Origin of the sequence: Nioella sp. (genome assembly GCF_964229645.1) — a bacterium.
GTDB lineage: Bacteria > Pseudomonadota > Alphaproteobacteria > Rhodobacterales > Rhodobacteraceae > Nioella.
The window spans coordinates 57,533-75,779 of record NZ_CAXREX010000324.1; the positions used below are offsets into that span (position 1 = coordinate 57,533).

The 18,247-nt window shown below is 65.9% G+C and carries 19 protein-coding genes; 12 read left to right on the forward strand and 7 right to left on the reverse strand.

Translation table 11 applies throughout. The features are described from left to right. The first annotated feature begins 72 nt into the window (after positions 1 to 72). Genes ACEQXV_RS20200 through ACEQXV_RS20245 form a run of 10 tightly spaced genes read left to right on the forward strand, consistent with a single transcriptional unit; the run spans position 73 to position 10,125 of the window. Positions 73 to 1,077, forward strand: a complete 1,005-nt coding sequence (locus tag ACEQXV_RS20200; protein WP_370270661.1) for an Hsp33 family molecular chaperone HslO — start codon at positions 73 to 75, stop codon at positions 1,075 to 1,077. Beyond that, positions 1,061 to 1,663, forward strand: coding sequence for a CoA pyrophosphatase (locus tag ACEQXV_RS20205; RefSeq protein ID WP_370270663.1), 603 nt, complete (start codon positions 1,061 to 1,063; stop codon positions 1,661 to 1,663). Before ACEQXV_RS20200 ends, ACEQXV_RS20205 begins: the two co-directional genes overlap by 17 nt. Next, the gene (locus ACEQXV_RS20210; RefSeq protein ID WP_370270665.1) at positions 1,660 to 2,814 is read left to right on the forward strand and encodes a CCA tRNA nucleotidyltransferase; all 1,155 of its coding nucleotides are present in this window, start codon (positions 1,660 to 1,662) and stop codon (positions 2,812 to 2,814) included. Before ACEQXV_RS20205 ends, ACEQXV_RS20210 begins: the two co-directional genes overlap by 4 nt. A gap of 52 nt (positions 2,815 to 2,866) precedes the next feature. Next, positions 2,867 to 3,445, forward strand: a complete 579-nt coding sequence (locus ACEQXV_RS20215; RefSeq protein WP_370254297.1) for a LysE family translocator — start codon at positions 2,867 to 2,869, stop codon at positions 3,443 to 3,445. Positions 3,446 to 3,490: 45 nt separating this feature from the next. Beyond that, complete coding sequence (locus tag ACEQXV_RS20220) at positions 3,491 to 5,335, forward strand: ABC transporter ATP-binding protein (protein ID WP_370270667.1); 1,845 nt, start codon at positions 3,491 to 3,493, stop codon at positions 5,333 to 5,335. Continuing rightward, positions 5,332 to 7,170, forward strand: coding sequence for an ABC transporter ATP-binding protein (locus ACEQXV_RS20225; RefSeq protein WP_370270669.1), 1,839 nt, complete (start codon positions 5,332 to 5,334; stop codon positions 7,168 to 7,170). The genes ACEQXV_RS20220 and ACEQXV_RS20225 overlap by 4 nt, the downstream gene beginning before the upstream one ends. Before the next feature lie 10 nt (positions 7,171 to 7,180). Further along, positions 7,181 to 7,612 (forward strand): VOC family protein, encoded by a 432-nt coding sequence (locus ACEQXV_RS20230; RefSeq protein ID WP_370270671.1) that lies wholly within the window; start codon positions 7,181 to 7,183, stop codon positions 7,610 to 7,612. A gap of 39 nt (positions 7,613 to 7,651) precedes the next feature. Beyond that, positions 7,652 to 8,866 (forward strand): class I SAM-dependent RNA methyltransferase, encoded by a 1,215-nt coding sequence (locus tag ACEQXV_RS20235; protein ID WP_370270672.1) that lies wholly within the window; start codon positions 7,652 to 7,654, stop codon positions 8,864 to 8,866. A 24-nt stretch (positions 8,867 to 8,890) separates the two neighbouring features. Beyond that, on the forward strand, positions 8,891 to 9,658 hold the full coding sequence (locus tag ACEQXV_RS20240) for an ion transporter (RefSeq protein WP_370254291.1): 768 nt from the start codon (positions 8,891 to 8,893) through the stop codon (positions 9,656 to 9,658). Continuing rightward, positions 9,655 to 10,125 carry an N-acetyltransferase family protein gene (locus ACEQXV_RS20245; RefSeq protein ID WP_370270673.1) on the forward strand — a complete coding sequence of 157 codons (471 nt, stop codon included), beginning with the start codon at positions 9,655 to 9,657 and terminating at the stop codon, positions 10,123 to 10,125. The genes ACEQXV_RS20240 and ACEQXV_RS20245 overlap by 4 nt, the downstream gene beginning before the upstream one ends. Before the next feature lie 305 nt (positions 10,126 to 10,430). Here ACEQXV_RS20245 and dxs read toward each other — a convergent pair whose 3' ends face one another. The 7 genes from dxs to ACEQXV_RS20280 are packed head-to-tail and all read right to left on the reverse strand — an operon-like array spanning position 10,431 to position 16,588. Then, the gene (dxs, locus tag ACEQXV_RS20250; protein WP_370270675.1) at positions 10,431 to 12,356 is read right to left on the reverse strand and encodes a 1-deoxy-D-xylulose-5-phosphate synthase; all 1,926 of its coding nucleotides are present in this window, start codon (positions 12,354 to 12,356) and stop codon (positions 10,431 to 10,433) included. A gap of 18 nt (positions 12,357 to 12,374) precedes the next feature. Further along, a complete protein-coding gene (locus tag ACEQXV_RS20255) occupies positions 12,375 to 13,241 on the reverse strand; it encodes a polyprenyl synthetase family protein (RefSeq protein WP_370270677.1) in 867 nt (288 codons plus the stop codon). Between the two features lie 3 nt (positions 13,242 to 13,244). Further along, the gene (locus ACEQXV_RS20260) at positions 13,245 to 13,490 is read right to left on the reverse strand and encodes an exodeoxyribonuclease VII small subunit (protein ID WP_370251140.1); all 246 of its coding nucleotides are present in this window, start codon (positions 13,488 to 13,490) and stop codon (positions 13,245 to 13,247) included. Next, positions 13,487 to 14,425, reverse strand: coding sequence for a histone deacetylase family protein (locus ACEQXV_RS20265; protein ID WP_370270679.1), 939 nt, complete (start codon positions 14,423 to 14,425; stop codon positions 13,487 to 13,489). The genes ACEQXV_RS20260 and ACEQXV_RS20265 overlap by 4 nt, the downstream gene beginning before the upstream one ends. A gap of 1 nt (position 14,426) precedes the next feature. Continuing rightward, complete coding sequence (locus ACEQXV_RS20270) at positions 14,427 to 15,353, reverse strand: histone deacetylase family protein (protein WP_370251142.1); 927 nt, start codon at positions 15,351 to 15,353, stop codon at positions 14,427 to 14,429. A gap of 8 nt (positions 15,354 to 15,361) precedes the next feature. Beyond that, entirely contained in the window at positions 15,362 to 16,075 is a 714-nt protein-coding gene (locus tag ACEQXV_RS20275) for a response regulator (RefSeq protein ID WP_370251143.1), read from the reverse strand. Next, the gene (locus ACEQXV_RS20280; protein ID WP_370251144.1) at positions 16,076 to 16,588 is read right to left on the reverse strand and encodes a MarR family winged helix-turn-helix transcriptional regulator; all 513 of its coding nucleotides are present in this window, start codon (positions 16,586 to 16,588) and stop codon (positions 16,076 to 16,078) included. A 180-nt stretch (positions 16,589 to 16,768) separates the two neighbouring features. On the opposite strand from ACEQXV_RS20280, the gene ACEQXV_RS20285 reads away from it, so the two are divergent. Beyond that, positions 16,769 to 17,638, forward strand: coding sequence for a branched-chain amino acid aminotransferase (locus ACEQXV_RS20285; RefSeq protein ID WP_370251145.1), 870 nt, complete (start codon positions 16,769 to 16,771; stop codon positions 17,636 to 17,638). A 269-nt stretch (positions 17,639 to 17,907) separates the two neighbouring features. Further along, the gene (locus tag ACEQXV_RS20290; protein WP_370251146.1) at positions 17,908 to 18,243 is read left to right on the forward strand and encodes a DUF2794 domain-containing protein; all 336 of its coding nucleotides are present in this window, start codon (positions 17,908 to 17,910) and stop codon (positions 18,241 to 18,243) included. Positions 18,244 to 18,247: the final 4 nt, after the last annotated feature.

The window sequence follows — 18,247 nt, forward strand, 5'->3', positions numbered from 1 at the left end:
GTTGGCAAGGCGGTTGCCCCGCATATATGGGCGCGGTATGCCAGCCCCCGCGGCGGAAGGAAAGCCAAGCCTATGACCCTCAGCACCAAGATCGCCTGGGACGATACCGTCCTGCCCTTTCAACTCGACAGGTCCGACGTGCGTGGGCGCGTCGCGCGGCTCGATGGCGCCATGGACCAGATCCTCGCGCAGCACGACTATCCCCGCGGGATCGAGTCGATGCTCGCGGAGATGGCGCTGCTGACGGCCCTGGTCGGCCAGGCGATTAAGCTGCGCTGGAAGTTGTCGCTCCAGGTGCGCGGCGACGGCCCCCTGCGCATCCTCGCCACCGACATCTACGCCCCCGCCAAGGAAGGCGAAAAGGCCCGCATCCGCGCCTATGCCTCCTATGACAAGGAACGCTACGACGAGGGCGCCGACCCGTTCGGCCAGATCGGCAAGGGCTACTTCGCGATCCTGATCGACCAGGGCAAGGGCAACACCCCCTACCAGGGCATCACGCCCGTGGCGGGCGGCTCTCTCGCGGCTTGTGCCGAGGCGTATTTCGCCCAGTCCGAGCAGTTGCCCACCCGCTTCGCGCTGTCCTATGGCCACAGCACCGAGCCCGGCGGGGCCAGCGGTTGGCGCGCGGGTGGCGTCATGATCCAGCACATGCCCAAGGCCAGCCCCCACGTGACCGGCGAAGGCGGGTCCGGCGAAGATGGCCTGCTGGCCGCCGAGGATCTGCTGAACGACGAGGAAGGCGAGAACTGGAACCGCGCCAACATCCTTCTGGACACGGTCGAGGAGCTGGAGCTCGTGGGCCCCTCGGTCGCGCCCACCGACCTGCTCTACCGGCTTTTCCACGAAGAGGCCCCCCGCGTCTTCGACGCCATGCCGGTGGAATTCGGCTGCACCTGTTCCGATGCCCGCGTGCGCGAAAGCCTGTCGATCTACTCGGCCAAGGACATCGCTCACATGACCAGGGACGACGGCACCGTGACCGCCGACTGCCAGTTCTGCGGTGCGCATTACAGCTTCGATCCGCTGACGCTCGGCTTCGAGGCGGTGAAGAACCCCGATGGCAGCGACAAGTGACATCGACCGCATAGAACGGGGGCTGGCCGGGTCTGCCCCGGCCTCGTCCGACTATGACCTGAACCCCGGCATCGTGCTGCCCGAGGGGCGCAAGCTGAAACCCGCCGCCGTGCTGATGCCGATCATCGAAACGGACACCGGCGCGCGGGTGATCCTGACCATGCGCTCGGCGCGGCTCAAGCATCATCCCGGCCAGATCGCCTTTCCCGGCGGGCGCATCGACGACACCGATGCCGACGCAGCCGCCGCCGCGCTGCGCGAAAGCCACGAGGAAATCGGGCTCGATCCCGGCAACGTGGAAATCCTGGGCCAGCTTTCGGCCCATGAAACCGTGACCGGCTACACCGTGACCCCCTTCGTGGGCCGCATCCGCGCGCCCTTCACGCCTCTGCCCGAGGCGGGCGAGGTGGCCGAGGTTTTCACCGTGCCGCTATCGTTCCTGATGAAACCGGGCCATTACCGCGTGGAACGCCGCCGGTGGCGCGGCATGTGGCGGGCCTATTACACCGCGCCATACGGCCCCTATTACATCTGGGGCGCAACGGCGCGGATGCTGAAGGGCCTGGCCGATCGGGTGGCGTCATGATCCTCGACACCGACTGGCTGCATCACCCCGGCACGCAGAAACTGTGCAAGGCGCTGGAGGCCGAGGGGTTCCATGCGCTCTTCGTTGGCGGCTGCGTTCGGAACGGGCTGCTTGGCCTGCCCACGGATGACATCGACATTTCCACCGATGCGCGCCCCGAGCGGGTGATGCAGATTGCCGAGGCCAACGGGCTCAAGGCCGTGCCCACGGGGATCGACCACGGAACCGTGACCGTGATCGCCGACGGGCTGCCTCACGAAGTCACCACCTTCCGCCGCGATGTGGAAACCGATGGCCGCCGCGCGGTGATCGCCTTCGCCGACGAGGTGGAGGAAGACGCCATGCGCCGCGACTTCACCATGAACGCGCTCTATGCCGATGCCACGGGCCGGGTGATCGACCCTCTGGGCAGCGGTGTTGTCGACTTGCGGGCACGGCGGCTTCGCTTCATCGGCGACCCGCATGACCGCATTCGCGAAGACTACCTGCGCATCCTGCGCTTCTTCCGCTTCCACGCCCATTACGGCGACCAGCAGGCAGGCTTCGATGCCGAGGGCCTGGCCGCTTGCGCCGAAATGGCCGATGGCATCGACAATCTCTCGCGTGAACGGATCGGGGCCGAGATGCGCAAGCTCCTGCGCGCCGCCGATCCTGCCCCGGCCATTGCCGCCATGGCGCAGGCGGGCATCCTGCGCCATGCCCTGCCCGGGGCCGACGCGAAGGCCCTGCCGATCCTGATCCATGCCGAGAACGATCTTGGCATTGCGCCCGACCATTGCCGCCGCCTGGCCGCGATCGGCGGCGAGGATCCCGGCGATGCGCTGCGCCTGTCCAAGGCCGATGCCCGCCGCGTTGCCCTGCTGCGCGAGGCCGTTGGCTCGATGATGGGGGCAGGCGAACTGGGCTACCGCGAAGGCTTCGACACGGCGCGCGACGTGCTCCTGCTGCGCGTGGCGCTGCTGGAACAGCCACTGGCACAGGCCGAGCTGGAGGCCGCAGAGGCCGCCGACGGGCTGCAGCTGCCGGTGAAGCCTGCCGACCTCATGGCGCTTGGCCTGCAAGGCCCCGCGCTTGGCGACCGCCTGCGCGAGATCGAGACGCGCTGGATCGGCTCGGGCTTCACCCTGACCCGCACGCAGCTCCTGCCTTGACAGGCGGCGCGCGCTGACGTCCTGTCGCGCGACCGCAAACAGGACCCTTCCCTTGGACCCGCTCTACGCCTTCGTTTTCGCCGGACTCTTTTCCCCCGGCCCCAACGTGATCTTGCTGACCGCCTCCGGTGCGCGCTTCGGCTTCCGCGCAACGCTGCCGCATGTGGTGGGCGTGGCGCTTGGCGTGGGCGTCATCGCGGCTCTCATGGGGCTGGGTGTCGGTGCGCTTCTGCTGGCGCAGCCGGGGCTTGCGCTGGTGCTCAAGATCATCGCCGCAGGCTGGATCCTGTGGATGGCCTACAGCCTGGTGCGCGCGTCTGACCTCTCGGCGGGCAAGGCCGGCGAAAAGCCCTTCACGCTGCTTCAGGCAGTGCTGTTCCAGTGGGTCAATCCCAAGGTCTGGGCCGTGGCCATGGCCGCCGCCGCGGGCTACGGGCTTGGCCAAAGCCCCTGGGCCGAAGCGCAGCGGCTGGCGCTGGCCTTTTCCGGCATCAACCTCTTCGTTTGCCTCTTCTGGAGCTTCGCGGGCGCGCTTCTGGCGCTTTTGCTGACCACGCCGCGTGCGTGGACGGTGTTCCGCCTGTGCATGGCCGCAGCCCTTGCCGCCTCTGCCGTCATGGTCTTCCTGTAACGTCCGGGCTATATCTGCCGGGAACAGGGCCATTTCAGACGCAAGATGTTTCACTTCTTCGAAAAGCTGGTCGACCCCTACACGGACTATCCCGAACGGGACAGCCCGCCCAACCGACTGTGGCCCTTCCTGTGGGACTACTCCCAACCCTTCAAGCGCCTGTTCCTCGTCACCGCGATCATGTCGGTCGTCGTCGCGATCATGGAAATCTGGCTGATCTCCTACATGGGACGGCTGGTAGACCTGCTGACGGGATCGGAGCCCGGCTCATTCATCGCCGCCCACGGGTGGGAGCTTCTGGCCGTTGCCATCTTCATCCTGTTCCTGCGCCCGATCCTGCACGGGCTGGACGTCGCACTGCTCAACAACGGGATCCTGGTCAATTTCGGCACGCTCATCCGCTGGCGGGCGCATCGCCACGTGCTGCGCCAATCGGTGGGCTGGTTCGAGAACGATTTCGCAGGCCGCATCGCCAACCGCATCATGCAGGCCCCGCCCGCCGCGGGCGACGCCGTCTTTCAGGTCTTCGACGCCATCACCTTTTCGCTGGCCTACCTTGTCGGCGCAGCCATTCTGCTGGCCGATGCCGATCTGAGGCTGGTGCTGCCGCTCCTGGTCTGGTTCGCGCTTTACGCGATGCTGGTGCGCTGGACGATGAAACGCGTCGGCCCCGCCTCCAAGGCCAGTTCCGATGCGCGCTCCATGACCACGGGGCGCGTCGTCGACAGCTACACCAATATCCACTCGGTCAAGCTCTTCGCCCATCACGACAGCGAAATCAGCTACGCCAAGGAAGCCATCGAACACACGCGGCGCACCTTCGCGGCCGAAATGCGCATCTACACGATGATGGACGTGATGCTGACGGCGCTGAACGGCTTCCTCGTGGTGGCCGTGGTGGGCTGGGCCGTGTGGCTCTGGATGCAGGGCACGGCCTCCGTCGGTATCGTGGCGGCGGCGACCGCGCTGACCTTGCGGCTCAATGCCATGACCGGATGGATCATGTGGGCGCTCTCGACCTTCTTCCGCTCGCTCGGCGTGGTGGCCGAAGGGATGGAAACGATCGCCCAGCCCATCACCCTGACCGACGCCCCGGACGCCAGGCCGCTGGCCCTGTCGCAGGGCGAGGTCCGGATGGCCCAACTCAGCCACCATTACGGGCGCGGCTCGGGCGGCTTGCAGGACGTGACGCTCACCATCCGCCCCGGCGAAAAGGTCGGGCTTGTGGGCCGGTCGGGCGCGGGGAAATCGACCCTGGTCAAGCTGCTGCTCCGGTTCTACGACCCCGAGGGCGGACAGGTCCTGATCGACGAGCAGGACATCACGCAGGTGACGCAGGACAGCCTGCGCAGCCATATCGGCATGGTCCAGCAGGACAGTTCCCTTCTGCATCGCTCGGTGCGGGAAAACATCCTCTACGGACGCCCGGGCGCGACAGAGGCCGAGGTGATCGAAGCCGCCAAGCGCGCCGAAGCGCATGACTTCATCCTCGACCTGGAGGACCCGCAGGGCCGCAAGGGCTATGACGCCCATGTGGGCGAACGCGGCGTGAAACTGTCGGGCGGCCAGCGCCAGCGCGTGTCGCTCGCCCGCGTGATCCTGAAGGACGCGCCGATCCTTGTGCTGGACGAGGCCACCAGCGCGCTCGACAGCGAAGTCGAGGCCGCCATTCAGGATACGCTTTACGGTGTGATGGAGGGAAAGACCGTGATCGCCATCGCGCATCGGCTGTCCACCATCGCGCATATGGACCGGATCGTCGTTCTGGACGATGGCCGCGTCGTGGAAAACGGCACACATGAAGAGCTGCTGGCACAGGCCGGCCTTTATGCGGGCTTCTGGGCGCGTCAGTCGGGCGGTTTCATCGGCACCGAGGAAGCTGCCGAATGATGAATCGCCTCGCCAACCTGATCGACGCCTTCCGCCCCGCTATGGGTCCGCCGCCCAACCGGCTGCTGGCCTTTTTCGACTGGTGTCTCAAGGGCGCCTGGCCCGTGCTGATCGGCGCGGCGCTGGTGTCGGGCCTTGCGGGCATGTTCGAGGTCGGCTCCGCGCTGATGCTGGGTCTCGTCATCGACGCCGCCAGCGCCACGGATCCCGCCGCGATGTTCCGGGACCACTGGCCGCTTCTGCTGGCGGGCACGGCCTTTTTCCTGCTGCTGCGTCCGCTGGCTTTTGCCGCCTCTTCTGCGGCCAGCACCCTTGTCGTCGGCCCCGCCGTCAACGTTCTGGTGCTGCAACGGCTCAATCGCCACACGCTCGGCCAGTCCGTCACCTTCTTCGATGACGATTTCGCGGGCCGCATCGCGCAGAAACAGATGCAGACCGCAAGTGCCGTGACCAACGTGGTGACGGAGTTCGTGAACGTGGTCGCCTTCGCCCTGGCCTCGCTTATCGGGTCGCTTCTGCTTCTGCTCACCATCGACGCGCGCATGGCCGGGGCGCTGGCGATCTGGCTTGTCCTCTATTTCGCGACGATCAGCTTCTTCCTGCCCCGCGTGCGCAAGCTGTCCAAGGCGCGGGCGGGGGCGCGCGCCGCAGTGTCGGGGCAGGTCGTCGACACCCTCACCAAGATCAAGACGGTCAAGCTCTTTGCCCATCACGCCTTCGAAGACCGCTCGGCGCTGAAGGCGATGGAGCGTTTCCGCGAAAAGGCCATTGGATTCGGGCGCATCTCGGCCGGGTTCCGGCTGGCGCTGATGACGGTCGCGGGCGCGCTGCCCGTCCTTCTTATCGGGGGCACGGTCTGGCTCTGGTCCCGGGGCATCGCCAGCACGGGCGACATCGCCGCAACCGGGGCCGTGTCGATCCGCATCGCGCAGATGACGGGATGGGTCAGCTTCGTTCTGATGGCGATCTATTCCAACCTGGGCGAGGTCGAGGACGGGATGAACACGCTCTCGCCCCCGCATCGGCTGACCGACCGCGACGACGCGCTGGAGGTGGAACGCGCGCGCGGCCATATCCGATTCGACGACGTGAGCTTCGCCTATGGCCGGGAAACGGGCGGCGTGGAACGCCTCAACCTCGATGTGCAGCCCGGCGAAAAGCTGGGCATCGTCGGGGCCTCGGGCGCGGGCACATCCACCCTCGTCGCGCTTCTGTTGCGCCTTTACGACGCCGAGGAGGGCCGGGTTCTGCTCGATGGCCACGACGTGCGCGAGGTGACGCAGGAAAGCCTGCGCCGCCAGATCGCGATGGTCACGCAGGAAACCGCCATGTTCAACCGCTCGGCGCGCGACAACATCCTTTACGGCCGCCCCGGCGCGCATGAGGAAGAAATGATCGCGGCGGCCCGGCGGGCCGAGGCGCATGACTTCATCCTCGGGCTGGAAGATCACACCGGCCGCAAGGGCTATGACGCCTACCTCGGCGAACGCGGCGTGAAACTGTCCGGCGGCCAGCGCCAGCGCATCGCCCTGGCCCGCGCCTTCCTCAAGGATGCCCCCGTCCTCGTGCTGGACGAGGCCACCAGCGCGCTCGACTCAGAGGTCGAGGCCGCGATCCAGGACACGCTGGCCGACGTGATGGAAGGCAAGACCGTCATCGCCATCGCACACCGCCTGTCCACCATCGCCCAGATGGACCGGATCATCGTGCTGGACGAAGGCCGCGTCGTCGAGGAAGGCACCCATGACGCACTGCTTGACGCGGGCGGGCTCTATGCGCGCTACTGGAACCGTCAATCGGGCGGCTTCATCGGGATCAGGGAAGCCGCCGAGTAGGAGGTGCCCCATGTCCGAGATGGATCTCGAAACCGTTCCCGCCGAGGATTTCGGCCGCGCCCTGACGGGCATCGGCGTGAACCTCCTGTCACCAGACGTGCGCGCGCTGGCCGCGTTTCTGAAAGATGTCTTCGGCCTGCCCGCCTATCAATTGACCGATGATTTCGCCATCATCCGCCACGGCCAGATGCTGATGCAGCTGCATTCCGACGGCACCTATCACAGCCACCCCCTGCTCGGGGTCGTGCCGGAATCGCCCCCGCGCGGCGGCGGCCTGCAACTCTTCCTGTTCGGGATAAACCCCGATGAGGCCGCGGAAAAAGCCGAAGCCGCGGGCCACATGGTTCTGGAACCCCCCGCCGACAAGCCCCACGGTCTGCGCGAAGGCACGATCCTCAGCCCCGAGGGCTACGCCTTCAGCCCCGCGGTCCCCAAGGCCTAACCGCTTCCCGCCGGGGCCAAACCGCGCTATGCGCTGCCCATGGAAATCACGATTCAAAGACTTGGCCACAAGGGCGACGGCATTGCCGAGGGCCCGATCCTTGCGCCCCTGACTCTGCCGGGCGAAACCGTCGACGGTGATGTCGTGGACGGCCGCATGGACACCCCCCGCATCCTCGCCCCCTCGCCCGACCGGGTCAAAGCCCCCTGCCCCCATTTCCGCCAATGCGGAGGCTGCGCGTTGCAGCATGCCTCGGACGCGTTCCTTGCCCGCTGGAAACAGGAGGTCGTCGAAACCGCCCTTGCCGCGCAGGGCCTGACGACCGAGTTCCGCCCCATCCACATATCCCCCCCGCGCAGCCGCCGCCGCGCCACGCTCGCGGGCACCCGCACCAAGAAGGGCGCGCTTGTCGGCTTTCACGCCCGCCGCTCGGACACGATCGTGCCGATCACCGATTGCCACGTGCTGCACCCGGACCTCGTGGCCGTGCTCCCGACGCTTGAACAGATCACCCGCCTTGGCGGTTCGCGCAGCGCGACGCTCGCCTTCGCGCTCACCCGCTCCGAAAACGGCATCGACTGCGCCGTCACCGGTGGCAAGCCGCTCGAAGAGGCGCTGCGCCTCGCCCTGCCGCAATTCATCCGCCAGTTCGCCCGCCTGACCTGGGACGGAGAGACCGTGTTTACCGAGACCCCGCCCACGCAAAGCTTCGGCACCGTCACCGTCACCCCGCCGCCCGGCAGCTTCCTGCAAGCCACCCCCGATGGCGAAGCCGCCCTCGTCGCCGCCATGAAAGAGGCCGTGGCAGGCGCGCGGCATGTCGTCGATCTCTTCTCCGGCGCGGGCACCTTCACCTTCCCGATCGCCGCTGCCGCGCCCGTCCACGCCGTCGAAGGCGACAGGGCGATGATCGCGGCACTCGACCACGGCACGCGCCATGCCACCGGCATCAAGAAGGTCACCGCCGAGCAGCGCGACCTCTTCCGCCGTCCGCTGATGGCCGAAGATCTCGCCCCTTATGACGCCGCCGTCATCGACCCGCCGCGCGCGGGCGCCGAGGCGCAGGTGCGGGAACTGGCCGCGTCCGATGTCGCCAGGATCGGCTTCGTCTCCTGCAACCCGGTCACCTTCGCGCGCGATGCGAAAATACTCACCGATGCGGGATATCGCCTCGACTGGGTGCAGGTGGTCGATCAGTTCCGCTGGAGCCCGCATATCGAAATTGCCGACGCCTTCTCGCGCCCACATATGTAACCCGCATTTCGAGGGAGGCATTTGATGCAGGAACGGCTTCGGACCTGGCTGGAAACGGCACTGGTGCGCAACACGATCATCGGCGTGATCCTGTTCAACGCGGTGATCCTGGGGCTGGAAACCTCCGGCCCCGTCATGGCCAGGGCGGGCGGGCTCATCACGCGGCTCGACCAGCTTTGCCTCGCGTTCTTCGTGCTGGAGCTGTCGACCAAGCTCATCGCCTATGGCCCCCGCTTCTTCCGCTCGGGCTGGAACCTCTTCGACGCCGCCATCATCGGCGTGGCCCTCATCCCCGGCGGCCAGGGATTCGCGGTGCTGCGCTCGCTGCGCATCCTCAGGGTGCTGCGCGTCGTCTCCGTCGCCCCCCGCCTGCGCCGGGTGGTCGAAGGTTTCGTGCGCGCCCTGCCCGGCATGGGCAGCGTGTTCCTTCTGATGGGGATCATCTTCTATATCGGCGCGGTCATGGCGACCAAGCTCTTCGGTGACAGCTTCCCCGACTGGTTCGGCGATCTCGGCCGGTCGGCCTACACGCTCTTCCAGGTCATGACGCTGGAAAGCTGGTCGATGGGCATCGTGCGCCCGGTGCAGGAAATCTACCCCTATGCCTGGGCCTTCTTCGTGCCCTTCATCATGATCACAACCTTCGCCGTGGTGAACCTGCTGGTGGGTCTCATCGTGAACTCGATGCAGGACGCCCATTCCGAAGAAGAACACGCCCAGACCGACGCCTATCGCGACGAGGTGCTGGACCGCCTGAAGGCCATCGAGGCGCGGCTGGACCGGCAGGGATGATCCTGCGCGCCTTCGCCCCCTCAGACCGCGACTGGCTGATCGCCCGCCACCGCAGCCTCTATGGCGCAGAGTTCGGCTTCACCCCCGATTTCGGTGACAGCATTGCCGACAAGCTCGACGCCTTCCTCGCCCGGCCGGACCCGGCGAAGCGGCTCTGGATCGCCGAGGAGACGGGCCAGCGCATCGGCTCCATCGCCGTCTCCAGCCGCGACGGGTCTGCCTTTCTCAATTTCGTTCTGCTGGAGCCTTCGGCGCGCGGCAGGGGCCTCGGCCATCACCTGATGCAACCGGCCCTTGATCATGCCCGTAGCCACGGATTCACCCGGGCAAGGCTCGAAACCTACAGCTGCCTCACTGCCGCCCGCGCCCTCTACCGCGCGCATGGCTTCGCGATCGTGGACTCCGAGCCGGGCTGGCGAAGGTTCGGGCAGGTCTTCGACCGGGAGCTCTGGCAACGACGCCTTTGATCCCGGCGCAGTCCCGCTCTCCCCGGCCAGCGGGCAGACCGCGCCATCGCTCTTCTTCTTGGTCCAAATACTCCCGCCGGTGGCACCCTTTCCCCTCGGCCGGGCCAGCCGGAAAAACCGTGGCACCTCCCTGTCCGGGGCACCGTGGCAACTGCGGCATGACGAGGCTCCCGGCGCAAGCCGGGGGGTGAGGCGGGCCGCTCCCGGGTCGACGCCGAAGGCGGCGAAACCGGATGTCGTCTGCACGCATGGTGTACGGGGGGTGCACAGGGGGTGTACGCATGGCACCCCCCTTTTTTCGAGCCTCAGGCCTGTCGGCTCAGTTGCGCCACGCCCAGCACATCGAGCACCTTCGCCTCGATATGTTCGGCGTTCATCGCCGCCGTGGCATACATGTCCTCGGGGCTCGCCTGGTCGATGAAACTATCGGGCAGAACCATCGACCGGAACTTCAGTCCGCGGTCGAAAACGCCCTCGTCCGCCAGGAGCTGCGCCACGTGGCTGCCGAAGCCGCCAACGGCGCCCTCCTCGATGGTGATGAGCGCCTCGTGATCCGCGGCAAGCTTCAGAATAAGCTCTGAATCCAAGGGTTTGGCAAAGCGTGCATCGGCAATCGTCGGCGTGATCCCGCGCGCGGACAGCGCCTCGGCAGCTTTCTGAACTTCGCTCAGCCGGGTCCCGAAAGACAGGATCGCAACCCGCGCGCCCTCCTGGATCATCCGGCCCTTGCCGATCTCCAGCGGCTGCCCCCGCTCTGGCATATCCACACCCACACCCTCGCCACGCGGATAGCGGAAGGCAATCGGCCCCGCGTCATGGACCGCGGCAGTTGCCACCATGTGCACCAGCTCCGCCTCATCCGCCGCCGCCATCACCACGAAACCGGGCAGATTGGCAAGGAACGCCACGTCGAAAGACCCCGCATGCGTCGCCCCGTCGGCGCCCACTAAGCCCGCGCGATCAATGGCAAATCTGACGGGCAGGCGCTGGATTGCCACGTCATGCACGACCTGGTCATAGCCCCTTTGCAGGAAGGTGGAATAGATCGCGCAGAAGGGTTTCATCCCGCCTGCCGCCATCCCCGCGCAGAAGGTCACGGCATGCTGTTCGGCAATGCCCACGTCGAAGGTCCGCTTCGGGAAACGCTCGCCAAACAGATCAAGCCCCGTTCCATCCGGCATCGCGGCGGTAACGGCGACGATCTTGTCATCGTCTTCAGCCTCGCGGATCAGGCTTTGCGCGAAAACCTTGGTATAGGAGGGCGCGTTCGAGGGCGCCTTGCGCTGTTCGCCGGTCACCACGTCGAAGGGCGCGCGGGCATGGCCACGGTCCGCATGCCCTTCCGCATGCCGAAACCCCTTGCCCTTCTTCGTGATCGCATGGATCAGGATCGGCCCGTCGGCCCGCGCCTTCACGGTTCGAAGGACAGACACCAGCTGCTCCATGTCATGCCCGTCGATGGGACCGACATAGGAAAAGCCCAGTTCCTCGAAGAGCGTGCCGCCAACGGTCGCCGCCTTCAGCAGTTCCTTCGCGCGCCGCGCGCCTTCCTGGAAGGGCTCTGGCAGCAGCGACACAGCGCCCTTGGCGGCGGCCTTCAGTTCCTGGAAGGGCGCACCCGCATATAGCCGCGAGAGGTAGGAGGAGAGCGCCCCGGTCGGCGGCGCGATGCTCATTTCGTTATCATTGAGGATCACGATCAACCGCTTGCCCAGGTGGCCCGCGTTGTTCAGCGCCTCGAAGGCCATGCCCCCGGTCAGGGCCCCGTCGCCGATCACGGCAATCGCGTCACCTAGCCCGGTCTCGATCACCCCACCCAGGTCGCGCGCCACGGCAAAGCCGAGCGCCGCAGAAATCGAGGTCGAGCTATGCGCCGCGCCGAACGGGTCGTAGGGCGACTCGCTGCGCTTGGTGAAGCCGGAAATCCCGCCTTTCTTGCGCAGGGTCGGCATCGCCTCGCGCCGTCCGGTCAGGATCTTGTGGGGGTAGCACTGATGGCTCACGTCCCAGATCACCTTGTCGCGCGGGGTGTCGAAAACCGCATGCAGCGCCACGGTCAGTTCCACCACGCCAAGCCCTGCGCCGAGGTGCCCGCCGGTCTTGCTGACGGCGGCAATCGTCTCGGTGCGCAGATCATCGGCCACATGGCGCAGTTCAGAGACCGACAGCCCGCGCAGATCGGCCGGGGAATGGATCCGGTCCAGATGGGGCGTGTCGGGGCGGTCGCTCATGAAGGTCTCCGAATTCGGTTACTGGTCGCGGGCGATAACGAAACGGGCCAGATCCCGCAAGGTTTCCGCGTCCGGACCGAAGGCATCGAGCGCGTCAATCGCCTCGTCGATCAGGGCGCGGGCGCGGGCTTTCGCGCCATCGAGACCCAGAAGCGAAACGAATGTCGCCTTGCCCGCCTCGGCATCCTTGCGCAGCGCCTTGCCTGCTTTCTCGGCATCGCCTTCAACATCCAAGATGTCGTCGGCGATCTGAAAAGCAAGGCCAACGGCGCGTGCATAGCGCCGCAGGGGGCTAGGATCGGCCCGGCCAAGGATCGCGCCGGCGACCACCGGCCATTCCAGAAGCGCCCCGGTCTTGTTGGCCTGCAATTCGGTAATCTGGTCGAGCGTCAGGGGACGATCCGCCGTTTCAGCCGCGATGTCCTGCGCCTGGCCCAGGACCATGCCTTGCGGGCCAGAGGCGCGGGCAAGGGTCAGCACCAGGTCTGCCCGCTGGTCGGCGTCACCCGTGGCCGGATCGGCCAGCAGCTCGAACGCGAAGCTTTGCAGCGCGTCGCCCACCAGCACCGCCGTTGCATCGTCCCATTTCCTGTGCACTGTCGGCAGGCCCCGGCGCAGGTCGTCGTCGTCCATGCAGGGCAGATCGTCATGAACAAGGCTGTAGGCATGGATGCATTCGACGGCGCAGGCCGCCTGCATCGCCCCGCGAGCAGAGCCGCCAGTCAGCCGCGCCGCTTCCAGCACGAGGAATCCACGCAACCGCTTGCCGCCCGCCGTCGCGTAGCGCATGCCTTCGGCGACCCGGTCAGACCCCAGCACTGCCATGCGATCCGATAGGGCGCGGGCAATCGCGTCCTGCGCGTCAGTCAGTTGCAACTTGAACAAGGATCACAGCCCCTCGACCGGCTTCGCCCCCGTGGGCTGCCCGTTGGCATCCAGCGTGATCTGCGCGACCTTTTCCTCGGCCTCCTTCAGCTTCGCCTCGCAGCGCGCCTTGAGCGCAGCCCCACGTTCGTAAAGCTTGATGGAATCCTCCAGCGCCACGTCACCCCGGTCGAGCTGACCCACCACCGTTTCCAGTTCCCGGATCGCTTCTTCGAAGCTCATGTCCTCGATCGGTTTTTGGTCGCTCATCTGCTTCTCTCCGTCAAAACGCGCACATGGGTGGCAGCCGAAGCTGCAAGGGCGTCCAGATCATAGCCGCCTTCGAGTGTCGAGACCATGCGGCCACCGCAATGCCTATCCGCAATATCGCATAGCCGGTGCGTGAGCCACTCGTAATCCCCTTCCACCCAGGCCAGTTGCGACAGCGGATCGGCGGCGTGGCAGTCGAACCCGGCCGAGACCAGCAGAAGCTCTGGCCGGAACGCCTCCAGCCTCGGGAAAACCCGCGCTTCATAGGCCTCTCGCATCGCCTTGCCGCCGGTGCCGGGGGCAAGCGGAACGTTCACCACGTTGTCATGCGCGCCGGTTTCACTGACATCGCCAGTATCGGGCCACAGCGGCATTTGCTGCGATGTCACCAACAGGGCGCGCGGCTCGTCCCACAACAGGGCTTGCGTCCCGTTGCCGTGATGGACGTCGAAATCGACGATGGCAACGCGAGACAGCCCGTGGCAATCAAGCGCGTGTTTCGCCCCGATCGCCACGTTGCCGAAGAAGCAAAACCCCATGGGCAATTCCTGCTCGGCGTGGTGGCCCGGCGGACGCACGGCGGCAAACGCGTTGGTCAACTCGCCGGACAGCACAAGGTCGATCGCCCGTTGAACGCCCCCCACGGCGCGGTAAAGCGCGGGCAGGGATGTGGGCGACAGGAAGGTTTCCTCGTCGGTGTCGGGGTCCAGCATCGTGAAGCCCTGCGCCGGAACACTTGCGCGTATGTGGTCGAGATAAGCGGGCGTATGCAGCGTCAGAAGGCTGCCATCACTGGCCAGCGGGGCCTCGTAACGAAAAAGCCGCAACCCCTCCAGCGCGTGCAGAACGCGGGCCAGCCGTGCGGGTTGTTCGTGGACATGGGCGGGCGTCACATGCGCAAGGCAATCGGGATGGGTGACAAGCCCAGTGCCCACCTCAGGCCTCCATCAACCCGGCCACATGCACCGCGACCGACGCGGCCAGGGCATCGAGGTTGTAGCCCCCTTCCAAAGACGACACGACGCGGCCCGCGCAGGTAGCGTCGGCCACCTTGCACAGTTCCCGCGTGAGCCAGGCGAAATCCTCGGTCGACCAGTTGAGGTTCGCCAGCGGGTCATCCTCGTGCGCGTCGAAGCCTGCCGAGATCAGCAAGAGCTCGGGCTCGAATTCCTCCACCCTTCGCAGAAGCCGCGACCCGTAGACAGAGCGCATCGTCACCCCATCGGTGCCGGGCGACAGGGGGGCATTGATCACGTTGCCATGCGCGCCCCGTTCATGGGCGGCCCCGGTGCCGGGATAGAGCGGCATCTGGTGCGACGAGATGAAAAGCGTGCGCGGCTCGTCCCACAGAAGGTCCTGCGTGCCGTTGCCGTGGTGCACATCGAAATCCACGATGGCGACGCGCGACAGCCCATGCCGTTCGAGCGCGTGCTTGGCGGCGATAGCGACGTTTCCGAACAGGCAGAAGCCCATGGCCCGGGCCTTTTCGGCATGGTGGCCGGGCGGTCGGGTCGCAACGAAAGCGTTCTTCGCCTCGCCCGCCAGAACGGCATCCACAGCGGCAAGGCAGCCACCCACGCCGCGCAGCGCGGCCTCCCAGGTGCCGGGCGACATCGACGTGTCGGGGTCGAGCGCGGCAAAGCCCGTATCGGGGGCCGCATTCCTGATCGCCGACACATGGGACGCGGGGTGTGCCAGCAGTAGGTCGGACTCTTCCGCCATGGGCGAGGGGCGGCGATCGAGCCCGTCGAACTCGGGTGCGGACAGCGCGCGGTTGACATGGTCCAGCCGCGCGATCTGTTCGGGATGGCCGGGCGGCATCTGGTGTGAAAGCCCGGCGTCATTGGTCATCAGGATCGTCATTTGACACCTCAGTCGGGGGCCAGCATGTAGCCCGCGCCGCGCACCGTCTGAAGGTAGCGCGGCTGTTTCGGATCGGCCTCAATCTTGCGGCGCAGGCGGGTGATCTGCACATCGACCGCGCGTTCCTGGCTGGTAGAGCTGCCAACCCCCTTGTCGCGCCCGAGATCTTCGACCAGCTGCGCCCGGCTGACCGGCTCATTGGGGCAGGCCGAGAAGATACGCATCAGGGCCGATTCCGTCGCGGTCAGGCGGATTGGTGTCTGGCCTTTCCACATCTCACCGCGCTCAAGGTCATAGCGGATCTGCCCCAGGTGCAGCATCTTGGGGGTTCCCTGCGCCTCTGCCACGCTTGGCATGCGCCGCAGGATGGCATTGATGCGCAGCAGCAACTCGCGCGGCTCAAAGGGCTTGGCAAGGTAATCGTCGGCCCCGGCTTCCAGGCCCGAAATCCGGTCATCGGCTTCGCCGCGCGCGGTCAGCAACAGGATTGGCGTGGCGATGTCCTGACGCAGCGATCTGGTCAGGCTGATCCCATCTTCGCCCGGCATCATCACGTCGAGCACGATCATGTCAAACTCCAGCCCGGCCAACAGGCGACGGGCATGAGCGGCGTCGCGGGCCGCACTGACGATATAGCCGTTACGGATCAGGAACTTCTGAAGAAGTCCCCGGATGCGCTCGTCATCATCGACGATTAAAAGATGTGCCGCCGGATCGCCCATTTACCCCCCATCTGAATTGGAAAGGTAATGGTGTCGAAGCTCCGGGTCCATCATCTGTTCCAGCACTGTGCGAAACCCTGCCACGGCCTCGGGTCCGGCAACACGGTAAGCCGCGCGCATCCTGGTGCGCTGCGCCTCGGACAGCTCGCGTTCCAGCGAAATGCCCTTGTCGGTGAGGTAGAGGTGGCGTTCCCGCTTGTCGCGAGTGCCCACGCGGCTTTCGACCAATCCATCCTCGACAAGCGTGCGCAGGACCCGGTTGAGCGACTGCTTGGTCACGCCGAGAATGGCCAGCAGGTTGTTGACCGTCGTGCCGGGGCTTCGGTTGATGAAGTGGATCGCGCGGTGATGGGCACGGCCGTAGGCATAGTTTTCGAGGATCCGGTCCGGGTCTGCGGTAAATCCGCGATAGGCGAAGAACATCGCCTCGATCCCGCGCCGAAGCTGTTCATCGGTGAGGAAAAGCAGGCTTTCGCCGCTGCTTACAGGATTTGCCGCGCCCCGTTCGGCCATTGAACTGCCGCCTCCCCCTTGGTTGTCCGTTCGCGGCCCAAGTTTATGTCAGCCTTGTTGACTTTCCAAGAATCAATTGTTACCGAATGCCCGGTTTGGCGAAAGATTGTGTCCGGTTCGGCCCTATTTTGCGCAACAAACCGAAAATTACCGAACGACCCCCGGCTGAAGGTGACACTTATGGGCGCTGCATACGACGATCGCGACGGACTGATTTGGATGGATGGCAAGATGATCCCGTGGCGGGATGCCAATGTGCATATCCTGACACATGCCATGCACTATGCCTCGTCCGTGTTCGAGGGCGAGCGCGCCTATAACGGCAAGATCTTCAAAAGCCGCCTGCATTCCGAGCGCCTGCATTTCTCTGCCGGGCAGCTCGACTTCCAGATCCCCTACACGGTCGACGAAATCGAGGCCGCCAAGCAGGAAGTGCTGACCGCCAATGGCCTGACCGACGCCTATGTGCGCGCCGTGGCATGGCGTGGGGCCGGTGAAGACATGGGTGTCGCCTCGGCCCGCAACCCGGTGCGCCTTGCAATCGCGGCCTGGGAATGGGGTGCCTATTACGGCGACGCCAAGATGAAGGGGGCCAAGCTCGACATTTCCAAGTGGAAGCGCCCGAGCCCGGAAACGATCCCGAGCCACGCCAAGGCCGCTGGTCTTTACATGATCTGCACGCTCTCGAAGCACGCCGCAGAATCCAAGGGGTGCTCTGACGCGATGATGTTCGACTATCGCGGCTATGTGGCCGAGGCGACCGGCGCCAACATCTTCTTCGTCAAGGACGGTGAAGTGCACACGCCCAAGCCCGACTGCTTCCTCAACGGCATTACCCGTCAGACCGTGGTGGGCATGCTGAAGGACCGCCAGATCAAGGTGCATGAACGCCATATCGAGCCGGGCGAGCTGGAAAGCTTCCAGCAGTGCTGGCTGACCGGGACCGCCGCCGAAGTGACCCCGGTGGGCCAGATCGGCGACTACAACTTCGAAGTGGGCGCCATCGCCCGCGACATCGCCGCCGGATACGAGAAACTGGTGCGCGAATAAGCCCTTCGGCACGAAAAACAAAAAAGGCCCCGGCAGAGATGCGCGGGGCCTTTCTTGTTCTGGTGTAGTCCCCGACGGCACGGACTGGGTGGGGGCAAGATAACCGCACCGCCGGGGCGAGACGTTGCTCGTCTACTACAAGGACATTTGTGCCGCGTTGGATTGGCAAATTGAGGGAAGCCGCGCGAAATCGGCGCGGCCCTTTTCGGGCATTTCGATGGCGGCGCTTGATTTGAACAAAATTGAGCGTCAAGCTGACAGGGATGGTGATGCATTTTCAGCCCTCTGCCAGCCCTCAGGCACCTGACCAGGTGGCGTTCCACCGGACGGAACTTGGCGTGATCCTTGGTCTCTACGGGCGCATGGTCGCTGCCGGGGAATGGCGGGACTACGGGATTTCCTGCCTGCGCGACGTGGCCGTCTTCTCGGTCTTTCGCCGCACGGCAGAGCATCCGGTCTACCGGATCGAGAAGCGCCCGAAACTGGCGGGGCGGCAGGGCCAGTATGCCGTGATCGGCATGGATGGGCGTATTCTGAAACGCGGTCATGACCTGCGAACCGTCCTGCGTGTTCTGGAACGCAAGCTGATCCGATCCGTCGAATAGGGCC